Here is an 11,465-nt window from a genome sequence, read left to right as displayed (position 1 = left end):
CAGGTAGATTATAACAGATTTGTGCGCGTCACTACTGCCACGTTGCTCAGCAATCCTCACTGTTCTTCTTGCCAACCGGGGGAAATGGAATACAATCATCGTTGCGCGCCCGTAGCTCAACTGGATAGAGTGACGGTCTACGGAACCGTAGGTTACAGGTTCGATTCCTGTCGGGCGCACCAGTCCTGACATGGCTCTCACTGATGTTGATTGCATGCTCCTTGCGCTTGACGAAGCCAGGCGTGCCCTTGATGAAGGAGAGATCCCTGTGGGATGTGTTGTTACAAGGGCTGGTGAATTGCTTGCTTCCGCACACAACACGCGAGAGAGCGCCAAGGATCCAACGGCACATGCCGAGATGCTCGCGTTGCGCTCCAGTGCCGAGCGCCTGCAAGATTGGCGTTTGGACGGATGCGTCCTGTATGTTACTCTCGAGCCGTGTCCAATGTGTGCTGGCGCAATAGCTCTTGCGAGGGTACAGCGGGTGGTGTTCTCGGCGTACGATTTCGACAATGGAGCAGTGGGCAGCAATGGCAACATGCTTACGCGACCTATCTTTGGATATGCTCCGGAGGTGGTTTCTGGTTTGTTGCGCGCTGATGCCGAAGCTGTCCTGCAGCAGTTCTTTGCACGTATCAGGTCCAAACGGAGAGGTGGCTGAGCGGTTGAAAGCGCCTGCCTCGAAAGCAGGTGACGGGGTTCCCTCGTTCGTGGGTTCAAATCCCACCCTCTCCGCCAGCATTACACAGATGCTGGAGTTGTCGTCATCTTGCCCGTTTCTCCGTGCTGTCGAGCGGCCATGAACCCAGGATATGCTCCCAGATATGGCATTGGCTTTGCTTCGCTTCTCGATGAAGTGTCCAACCTACCCCTGAGCGTCACGGGGATTTTGCCTCCCGGCCTCGTCGGCACCATGTACAGAATTGGCCCCGGCAGATTCCAGATTGGGGGTCACGCTGTTGGACATTGGCTGGATGGCTTCGCCCTCCTCTCATCAGTGGCTTTTGGATCACGTGGCGTCACCTGCAGCAACCGCTTTCTTGCAAGTTCCTGGTATCGTTGGGCTCTGATGGAAGATACAGTACCGGCTGGTGGTTTCGACTCCCAGCCCGTTCACCGCCACAGTCACTTCTCCGACGACAACGCCAACATGAGCATCACGCATTGGAGAAACGAGCTCGAGGCTCTCGGCGATACGCCACAGAGCATCTTGATCGATCCCACCACGCTGGCGACGATACGCACAAAGCGACGGGGACACCTGAACAGATGTTGCGCCTGTTCGCCACATCCCGTCTTCGACCAGTTCACTGGAGAACGCTTCGATTTGTCACTCTGCAACGGAGATCCTCCCGGATACGTCATTACAGTCACCAGTCCTGCGGGAAGAACGCGGCGCCTCTGTGCTGTCCCCTCGCCGCGCCTTGGATATATGCACTCCTTCAGTGTAACGCCACGATGGGTCGTTATCGTCGAAGGGCCCTTCACGGCCTATCCGCGTTCCCTGAGCTCATCCAGACATCCGTACCTGCGAAATTATGTCTGGGATGCGGGGCGAGGAAGCAGAATCCTGGTCGTCGACCGGAGGACAGGTGCACTGAAGGCAACACTTTCCACACGCCCACTGTTCGCACTCCACCACATCAATGCCTGGGACGACGGAAATCAGATCATCGTCGATCTTGCCGCCTACGCGGATCCGAGTATTCTCGACTCTCTGGCTTTCGACCATGGAGAGGTTCCTGCAGGCAACTTTCCCGCTCCGCTGGCAACCCGCCTCGTCATCGACCTGGAGCACAAGCGAGTCCTTTGCTCACCACTGAGGTGCCCGCCGGGAGAGTTCTGCACAATAGACGCCAGATTCTCAATGCGCCCGCACACCATCCTGTTTGCGGCGGGGCCAACGAGAACAGGCGAGCCAATCGATCGGCTGTGCCGTTCCGACGTGACGACCGGTCGATTCATCGAGTGGTCCTCCGACAACTGTTTCCCCGGTGCTCCGATTTTTGTTCCCACGACTGCGGACAGTCCAGAAGGAGAAGGATGGTTACTGACTATCGTGCTCGATGTTCTGGCAAAACGTTCATTTGCCCTGATTCTGGATGCTGCGACAATGACCGAACAAGCCCGCGCATGGCTTCCCTGTGCGCTACCGTTCGGACTGCACGCACTCTTCGTGCCGGAGGAGGCAACAACATGACTTCATCGAAACACGTGCGGGCGTCATCGTGCGAGGTCCCCGCCGGAGGGCGCTACGAACGTCAACTATGGATGAAACAGGTCGGCCCTCCGGGACAGGAGAAGCTGGCAAAAGCATCCGTTCTGGTCGTAGGAGCCGGAGGACTCGGCTCTCCGATCCTGCTGTGCCTGGCTGCCGCTGGAGTGGGTACGATAGGGGTGGTCGACGGAGACACCGTGAGCCTGTCCAACCTGAATCGGCAGGTACTCTATTCCACGGGAGACATCGGTCAACCCAAGGCCCTTGTCACAAAGGAACGGTTGGTGGCACTGAACCCGGACATACGTATCGAGGCCTATCCCAGTCGGCTGGATCCGGACAACGCCTATGCTCTCTTTAGCGCCTACGACATGGTCGTCGACGCCACAGACAATTACAGTACGCGATATCTCGTTTCCGACGCTGCTGTCCTTTTTGACAAACCGCTGTTCATCGGTGCGGTAAGCAACCTCCACGGAATGGCATTCACAGTCATCCCGCGAACAACAGCCTGCTTCCGCTGCCTGTACCCCAAATCTCCTACTGCTGCCATGGCACGCGAGGAGAGATCTCGCGGCATTCTCGGTACCACTCCCGGCATCATCGGTTCCATCGTTGCACAGAACGTGCTCAAGTACATTGTGGGGTGTGGAGACTGGCTGGCCGGCAAGCTGCTGCTCATGGATGGAGAGGACAATCGCTTCGAGCTCGTACCACTTGAACGCGACCATCAGTGCCGAGTGTGTGGTGACCAACCGACCATAACCGAGTTGTTCTCGATGAAAATTGATCCCCGGCAGAGTTCCTGCTGAAGACAGGAGACTCTACCGGGAAAGTGAACGTGTTGCTACTGCCGGAACGCCCTTACTGTTCCAGTCGACACGCTACTTTCGAACCTTCAAGTTCCAGGGCACCGTCCTCGACCGGGCCAGTGACCACCGTCACCTCGGTTGCGAGGACTTCCCGGGCCACGTCCTGCGCCGCAGCAGTAAGTACGGCCGTCACTGCAGCATCGGTACACGTCAAAGCAAGTCGTACACGATCCGTCACCTGATAGCCTTTGTCCTTGCGCTGTCCTTGGACAAAGTGCTCGACCTCGCGCACATACCACTCAGCTCGCAACTCCGGCGTAACAGTAGGGTCAACCGCCACCACAATGTTTGCCGACGACGCTACGAACAGTCCACCTTTCCCTGAGACTGTACTGATGACATCATCCTTCGTAAGCAGGAATGCCGTTCCGTCCAGATCCAGAGAAGCTTGACCAGTGCTCTCAAGTTCGGCGTAGACTCTCTCTGGATCTACGGCCAGTGCCTTCTGGATGGCAGGGATCAATATTCCGGCCCTCCTGCCGAGTACAGGCAGGTTGGGCCTGAGTGTGAACTCGGCAATGTCCGCAGCGCGCTTCGCTTCGGCAATAGACTTGACGTTCAGCTCATCGCGGATGATATCGGCATGAGAAACCAGCACTTCATGAGCCTGTGCGTCATTGGTGTAAACAGTCACTGCACTCAGTGGTTGCCGGGTTTTGACGCCCGCCTGCTTCCTCGCTGACCTTCCCAGGGACACGACATCCATGACCGCCTGCATTGCACCCGTAAGCTGCGGGTCGAACATGGACTTGTCAAATTCGGGCAGGTCAAGGAAGTGCACAGAAAGCGGGGCCTCACTGTTGTCCGAACGGACGAGGTTCTGGTAAATCTCTTCCGACAGGAAAGGCGTGAACGGTGTCAGCAGTCTTGCAAGGTCGACCAGTACCCTGTAGAGCGTCTCGTACGCCGACAGCTTGTCAGTATCGTTTTCGCTTTTCCAGAAGCGCCGCCTGCTCAGGCGCACGTACCAGTTGCTCAGTTCCTCGACGAAAGCCTGGATGAGCTTCGTCGCCGGATTGATATCATAGGTCTCCATATCTGCACGCACATCCCGGACGAGCACCTGAAACCGGCTTAAAAGCCACTGGTCCAATTCTGGCCGCTGTTTGAACGGAACCTGGGCAATCTTCGGATCAAAGTGGTCGATATTGGCGTACAGCACGAAGAAACTGTAGACGTTGCGAAGTGGTATGATGAAGTTTTTGAGAGCATCGGCCACTACGCTCGGCCCGAACCGTCTCGGGTACCAGGGTGGAGTACTCGTATACAACGACCATCGGAACGCATCTGCCCCCTGCTTATCGAGAATACTCCATGGGTCGATGACATTACCGACATGCTTGCTCATCTTGTGGCCCTTCTCGTCCAGTACCAGTTCGAGCACCATACAATGCTTGAATGCCGGCCTGTTATTGAGAGCAGTGGAGATGGCGTGAAGAGTGTAGAACCACCCACGCGTCTGATCGATTCCTTCAGAGATGAAGTCAGCTGGATACATCTTTGCGAACTCGTCCTGGTTCTCGAATGGATAGTGCCACTGTGCATACGGCATCGAACCAGAGTCGAACCAGACGTCGATGACTTCTGGGACACGGTGCATAGTGCTACCGCATACCGGACACCGCAGTTCGATCTTATCCACATAGGGGCGATGCAACTCGACCTCGGGATCCGGGTTGACAGCCATCTCGTTGAGTTCAGCAATGGAACCTACCGCATGCTGGTGTCCACAAGAATCGCAGACCCAGATAGGCAATGGAGTTCCCCAGTAGCGTTCGCGGGATAGCGCCCAATCCTTAATGTTCTCCAGCCAGTTGCCAAATCGCCCGTCCTTGATGTGGTCGGGGTACCAGGTGATCTCCTGATTGTTCGCAACCATCTGGTCCTTGAACTCCGTCGTGCGGACGAACCACGAGTCCTTGGCGTAGTAGAGAAGAGGCGTATCGCATCGCCAGCAGAAGGGGTAGTCGTGTTCGATCCTCTCTGTCTTGAACAGCTTTCCGTCAGCTTTGAGCTGACGTCGGATATCGGGGTCACTTCCCTTGGCGTCCTTGCCGGCCCACGGTGTCACTTCAGACGTGAATTTGCCGGCAAGGTCGACAAGCTGGACAAATGGAAGTCCTTCTTTCAGTCCAATGTTGAGGTCGTCTTCGCCAAACGCAGGCGCCAGATGAACGATGCCTGTGCCGTCCGTCGTCGTCACATAGTCTGCAGTGACAATGCGCCACCCACGCACCTCTTCCCAGGGTTCGACACTGGCATAGTCATAGAGGCGCTCATATCGAACCCCCGCAAGTTCGCTCCCGAGATACGTGCGCACGAGTGCCACGTGTTCAGCGTCATGGCCAAACACGGCAGCCAGCCGCGCAGACGCCAGCAGATACCGTTCACCTTCCAGTTCGACGACCGAGTACTCTACGCCCGGGTTGACCGCAAGCGCAACGTTGCTCGGCAGAGTCCATGGCGTCGTCGTCCAGACCAGCGCCTTGACACCCTCCAGTCCATCTGACGTCAGGGAGAACTTGACGAAAACCGTCTCCTCGGTGACGTTCTTGTAGCCTTGCGCAACCTCGTGCATCGAGAGAGCCGTTCCACAACGCGGACAATAGGGGACGACCTTGTGTCCCTGGTACAGTAACCCCTTGTCGTAGAAGGTCTTGAGGATATGCCAGACCGATTCGATGTAGTCGTTGGTGTAGGTCGCATATGCATGTTCGGTATCCAGCCAGAAACCGATGCGGCTGGTCATCTTCTCCCACTCCGCCTTATACGTGAAAACGCTGCTCTTGCACTCCCGCACAAACGCTTCGACGCCGTATTCCTCGATCTGCTGCTTGCCGCTGATGTGGAGTCGTTTCTCGACCTCAATCTCCACAGGCAGACCCTGGCAGTCCCAACCACCCTTGCGAGGGACATAGTAGCCTGTACCTGCCTTGTACCTCAGAACCGTGTCCTTAAAGACGCGGGCCAAGCCATGGTGCACACCGGGTCTCCCGTTCGCGGTCGGTGGTCCTTCGAAGAATACAAAGCGCTCCTTGTCCTTGCTTAGTTCGAGCGACTTCTCGAAGACATGACCGGTTTCCCAAAATTGGATGGTGGCCACCTCCTGCTCGACAACCTTGTCGGCAGGCAATACGGGTTTAAACATGAGGCGTCTCCTCGTCTGAAGGGTTCACTACGGAAATCAGCATATATACTACGTCGCCAGGTAGTGTTGTCAACCAGATGACAATCACTGACCGTATCTAGAAAAGGCTTTCGAGGCACCCCTTCACGGGAGCGAAATTCACCTTTGCGACTGACCGAAGTACGTCCTTGCCCTTGTCTGACGCCAGGCGCCGCATGAACGCCTGTGCTTCCATCGACGCCCCCTTTGGCAGCCGGACAACTCCACTGTCCCTAGCTGTACGCTCAAGTCCATCGAGAAATGCCGCCCTGGCAAGAACGGAAGCAGCGGCCACTTCGGGGTACCGTTCTGCATGCGTTTCCACCACAAAACGAAAGCTTTGCGGAGTTTTCCAGAGCGCCATCGCCCGTCCACCATACTTGTCCAGGATGACGGTGTGCGCCTTGGACGCAGCTGCCAATTCCAGCAGCAACTCGGCATAGATCTCGTTGAGCAGGATATTCACATTGTGCACAGCCGCGTACCGTGCATTGTACTCCTGGGGCATGAGGATGCGGATGCTCGATCTACCGATACCATCCAGTCTCGTCGCGACGGTATGCACTTCCGCATCTGTCATGAGCTTGCAGTCACGTGCCCCGGCACGCACGACCTCCCGTCGCTCTGACTCGTCGCGAGCGGCAAAAGCAGCAACGACAAGGGGACCGAATAAGTCTCCCTTGCCAGATTCATCTCCTCCAACGATCGGAAATTCGAAACCCTTGCTCACCGGCTCGACGTGAGCCAGAATTCCTTCCGCGAGCCGAATCTGTCTGTCACAATCATGCCCCTGAAACAGGACCTTGCCGCTTCGATAGGCAGTCACGACCGAACCCTCGCTCCTGGCCAGGAAGTACGTTCCCGCAGGCAACTCCGGGTCCTCTATGGCACCAGCCGCGGTCAGAACTGATCTCAGACGTTCCTGCTGCTCATGTGTCATTGTCTTCACTGTGTTCATGAATGGATTGTCTCCTCTTTCGACAGATGTGCAACACCGGTCAAACACAAGGGGGCCGGCAGTTGCCGGCCCCCTTGACGAATCAGTCGATAATCTGTTATGGAGTGACGACGGTGATTCGACCCTCGACCGTCGGGTTGATCTCGGGGTTTGCCTTGATGTAGTTGACAAGACCGTCCCGATTCCATTCGCTGGACTTGTAGACGATCTTTTCCCCCTTGAGCATGGCATATCCATCCCCCCCGAGCGCTGTGTAATCCTGAACGCAGAGCTTGTACGTGGCGTCCATGTCCATCGGCTTACCGTCCTTGGTGATGCTGACGACGCGCGAACCCTTTGGTTTGGACGGATCAAACGTGAAGCTGAATCCGGACACCTGAGCGAACGCACCGGCTTGGGCGGGATAGGCACTGACAGAATTCTCGAGGGCGGTCTTGAGCGTGGAACCCTTGATCTCGAGGACTTCCAGGAAGTTGTCGAACGGGAGCACGTCATAAATGCTGCCTACTGTGACGTCTCCGGCAGGAACGCTGACACGAATACTGCCGCCGTCCTCGAACGCTATGTCCGCACNNTTGTTATAGCCGTCGACGATAGCCTTGATGGCCGGGTCTTCAGGAACAGAAGTTACAGTTGGTACAAGTTCATACGAGACGTTCTGCCTGATGATCTTCCCCTGATACGTCGTGAAATCGATGACCTCCTTGCCAACGTACGCACCGGCAGTGCCGGTCTGAGTTATCATGGTCTTGCCAACCATGACCTCTACCTTCAGGACAGTATGAGAGTGACCACCAATGATCAGGTTGATGCCAGGGGCACCTGCCGCGATAGCGGGGTCCAGCGGAGCGCCGCCATTCTCGTACCCGCAGTGGCTCAGAGCAACGATGTACTGTGCTCCCTGTCCCTTCAGGTCGACAATCTGGTTCTGCGCGGTCGCTATTGGATCCGCGACACCGACACCGGTCAGACTTGACGGCGCAACGATAGTGGGAAGGTCGGACGTTATGACACCGAACAGCCCGATGTTGATCCCGGCCACATTCTTGATGACATTCGACTTCCAGCCCAGATTGACGCCGGTCACGTTGGCATTCACATAGTCGAATTTGGCCTCTGAAATCCGATCCTTCAGGACCTGCTGGCCGTAGTCCCACTCATGGTTGCCGAGTGTTGCCACGTCGTAGCCCATCGCGTTGTAGACCTCTATCACGTTCTTGCCCTGGAACATGTTCGCTATCGTGGCGCCCTGGATTGCGTCGCCAGCGTCCACGAGCAAAACATGATCCTTGCCAAACGTGCTGCGTACGCTGTTGATGATGGTGGCCTCACGAGCCGCCCCCGCTACGCTGTTCTTGTTGGCATCGATCGCTGGCACCAGGTTGCCATGGAAATCGTTGGTCTGCAGAACAACCACCGTCGGGAACCGCATTTTCACGACCATGTCTGCCAGTTCACCCCTCGTGAGCTGATGCTTCGGGGCAGTGGCCTGCTCGGCCGTGATGAATCCCTTCGATTCAGCAAACGCAACGTATGGCAGTGCCCAGTCCGAGATGATGAGGTTCATGTTGGGTTTCCTGCCGGACTTGCCACTCGTACCGCCGGTAGGTATCTCCTTAAAGTTGGCCAAGTCAAAAATCGATATCTGGTCGTATTCCTTGCCCAGCGTGACTGCGTAGTCCCGCCAAGGGATCGTCGTACTCACGTCGATATAGGTCTTGCCCTTGTTGTACCACGTGCCAAGGGCATATCCAGTGCGGTCCAGCAGCCACTTCGCGTTCTTCATCGTAAATGTCTTGAGATCGCCGCCAGTAGGATAGCCGTTGACAACCATGCCAGGGGCTACGGGAAGAGCTATAGCGTACATCTCCACGCCACCAAGAGACTGGCCGGAACGCATGTTGATGGTCGCTCCGTTATTCTTCTTCGTATCTGCTGCCAAGGCTTCCCATTTCCACGTGCCGTCAGTATTGCGAAACAGGTTCGGAACCTTGTCAAGAGGCTGTGCACACAGATCATACTTGGAAGCATCATTTCCGTATCCGCTTGCTCTCATGAGGGCAGTGACTGCCTGTTCAGTCGTGGCTGGAGCATCGGGCACGAACGTCCTGACAGATGTGCCATTCATCAGTTTGCGAGCCTGAACCGTCCCGATCGCTCGAGCGTACCAGCCGTTGCTGGCTACGTCGACGAACGAACTCGCATGATTGCGACTGTCCATCGCGGTGTAGGAGCCGGTAATAATCGCTGCGAGATCCCCTCGAGTCGCCGTGGAATCAGGGACAAACGCCCCTGTGGGGAATTCGCTAAGCGCGCTCTGTCTGTTGAGCGTATCAATAGCTGCACGATACTGTGAGTTGAGATAGTCCGGCACGAGGTGCCAGTTGTTGTCGACTGTTGCATCGATCTTCCCAGTATCTTTAACATACTGGATCATCAGGTTGCGAATCTCGTCACTGGACTGGTAGACAATCGGTGAGCCCTTGAACCCAAGGAATCCGCCACCGCCAGCCCGGTAGTTGTTGAGAGCCAGCGTATACGTTGCAGTCATATCCATGGGCTTGCCATGATAGATCAAGCCGCTGATGCGTTGACCCGCCGGTTTCGTGGTATCGATAACGTAGTCGGCTCCCTGCAGCATGTCATAGTTGTAGCCCACCACGCTGGAGTTGACCAGAGTAGTGGCTGTCTTGTTGTACGTGTACGTGTTGAAGTACTTCGCAGACCACTCAAGCTCATCCTTGATCTGCTGTCCGGTCACTGTGATGGCAAACAGCGTATTCTCGTAGATGTAGAGTGAATACATGTCCCGGACCGTCAGTGGGCCCTTCTTGAAACTGGGGGCGGGATCAGGCAGCATGGCTGCGAGCGAGAGATCGGTGTTCGCGTACTTCATCTGGACCTTCTGAATCAGGTCCATGATGGCACTGTCCTCAGTCCGAGACGTGGCACCGGGGAAATCCCCCGTCGCTTCGCCAATCGGCTGCTTCATATAGCTGACCGCTGTCTCATGCTGAGTCTTGGTCGCGTCCAGAATGGCCTGATCAGCCACAGTGTCCGCAGTCACAGGGAGATTGGTTCCAGTTTTCGTGGCAACCTTCCACCCAGTGGCAGTCTGCTCCATGGTAATGTCTGCCTTGCAGATCTCGACGCCTGCGTTCTTTGGCTGCATGACAAGAACACCGTTGAGCGTCTTGCCCGGGATAGACAGGTGGGTATGCCCGGTCAACATGACGTCGATGCCAGGGACCGTCGTCGCAATGGCATAGGCCTGGTTCTCAATTGAAGTACCGAGATCCTTGCCGGTGTCGATGTCCTTCTCAAACCCCTCGTGTGCCAAGAGCACGACCAAGTCGACCTTCTTGGTGTCCTTGAGAATCTTGACCCACTTCTGGGCCTCTTCGACAGTATCCTTGAAAACCAGGCCCTTGATATTCGCAGGCACTTCCCAGTTCGGGATGTTCTTGGTCGTCAGCCCCAGAATGCCGACCTTGACACCGGCAACTGTCTTGACGATGTATGGCGTAAAGTAGTTCGTGCCATCTTCCTTGTAAATATTGGCCGAAAGCCATGGAAACTTGGACTCGGACCGGGCCTTGTCGACGATGGAGAGCCCATAGTTGAATTCATGGTTGCCAAGTGTCATCGCATCGTACCCCATGATGTTCATGGCTGCAATCACCGGGTTTGGCGCGGTCGTGTCGACCTTGTTGAAATAGTATGTCAGCGGTGTACCCTGCTGATTGTCGCCGTTATCCAGGAGAAGAGTATTCGGGTTGTCAGCCCTGACACCCTTGACCAGCGTCGACAGTTTCGCGAACCCGCCGTTCACGGGCGCGTCCTTGAAGTAATCATACGGGTAGATGACCCCATGAACGTCACTTGTCTCGAGCAAGGTTATCTTCACAGTCGTGGCAGCCATGGCTACCTTGAACGGGAAACTCGCGAACACCAGACCCAGTATGAGAATCACACTGAGCAGAACTGACAGGCGCTTCTTCATGCCATTCCTCCCGACTTGCAGAATAGACCCGTGACTTATTAATATTGTAGTATCGAGGCAGGAGAATACAATTTATGGGCCACGGTTGAAAGAGATCAGCCGCGACGGAAAGGAGCGACCGTGGAACTCTCACTCTTGCATATGTCAACGGCTCAGCAGGCTCATGATCTTCTGAATGGTCTGGAATGCTACTCTTTGGGAGCCGATATCATGGCAGCCAAAGCGGTATTCCTTGTGATACGAGTGAA

Annotated in this window: 6 protein-coding genes and 2 tRNA genes; 5 read left to right on the top strand and 3 right to left on the bottom strand. The window is 55.9% G+C overall.

From position 1 onward, the window contains the following. Nucleotides 1-105 precede the first annotated feature (105 nt). The 5 genes from SMC5_RS01330 (at nt 106) to SMC5_RS01310 (ending at nt 3,030) form a co-directional block, all read left to right on the top strand. Nucleotides 106-182, top strand: a tRNA-Arg gene (locus SMC5_RS01330). Nucleotides 183-190: 8 nt separating this feature from the next. Continuing rightward, nucleotides 191-661 (top strand): nucleoside deaminase, encoded by a 471-nt coding sequence (locus SMC5_RS01325; RefSeq protein WP_243622479.1) that lies wholly within the window; start codon nt 191-193, stop codon nt 659-661. Beyond that, nucleotides 648-738: transfer RNA gene (locus SMC5_RS01320), tRNA-Ser, on the top strand. The genes SMC5_RS01325 and SMC5_RS01320 overlap by 14 nt, the downstream gene beginning before the upstream one ends. 61 nt (nt 739-799) lie before the next feature. Then, on the top strand, nt 800-2,200 hold the full coding sequence (locus tag SMC5_RS01315) for a carotenoid oxygenase family protein (RefSeq protein ID WP_119119282.1): 1,401 nt from the start codon (nt 800-802) through the stop codon (nt 2,198-2,200). Then, the gene (locus SMC5_RS01310; RefSeq protein WP_119119281.1) at nt 2,197-3,030 is read left to right on the top strand and encodes a HesA/MoeB/ThiF family protein; all 834 of its coding nucleotides are present in this window, start codon (nt 2,197-2,199) and stop codon (nt 3,028-3,030) included. The genes SMC5_RS01315 and SMC5_RS01310 overlap by 4 nt, the downstream gene beginning before the upstream one ends. A 52-nt stretch (nt 3,031-3,082) precedes the next feature. Here SMC5_RS01310 and ileS read toward each other — a convergent pair whose 3' ends face one another. The 3 genes from ileS to SMC5_RS01295 all read right to left on the bottom strand — a co-directional run bounded on the left by ileS (nt 3,083) and on the right by SMC5_RS01295 (nt 11,136). Next, nucleotides 3,083-6,238, bottom strand: a complete 3,156-nt coding sequence (ileS, locus tag SMC5_RS01305; protein WP_119119280.1) for an isoleucine--tRNA ligase — start codon at nt 6,236-6,238, stop codon at nt 3,083-3,085. Nucleotides 6,239-6,335: 97 nt separating this feature from the next. Continuing rightward, complete coding sequence (locus tag SMC5_RS01300; protein ID WP_165846162.1) at nt 6,336-7,214, bottom strand: DUF3378 domain-containing protein; 879 nt, start codon at nt 7,212-7,214, stop codon at nt 6,336-6,338. 97 nt (nt 7,215-7,311) lie between these two features. Beyond that, nucleotides 7,312-11,136: a 5'-nucleotidase C-terminal domain-containing protein gene (locus SMC5_RS01295; protein ID WP_455423443.1), complete on the bottom strand. Its 3,825-nt coding sequence runs from the start codon at nt 11,134-11,136 to the stop codon at nt 7,312-7,314. Nucleotides 11,137-11,465 lie beyond the last annotated feature (329 nt).

The organism is Candidatus Cryosericum odellii (assembly GCF_003570935.1).
Taxonomy (GTDB): Bacteria; Caldisericota; Caldisericia; order Cryosericales; family Cryosericaceae; genus Cryosericum; species Cryosericum odellii.
This window is presented reverse-complemented; position numbering and strand designations above follow the sequence as displayed.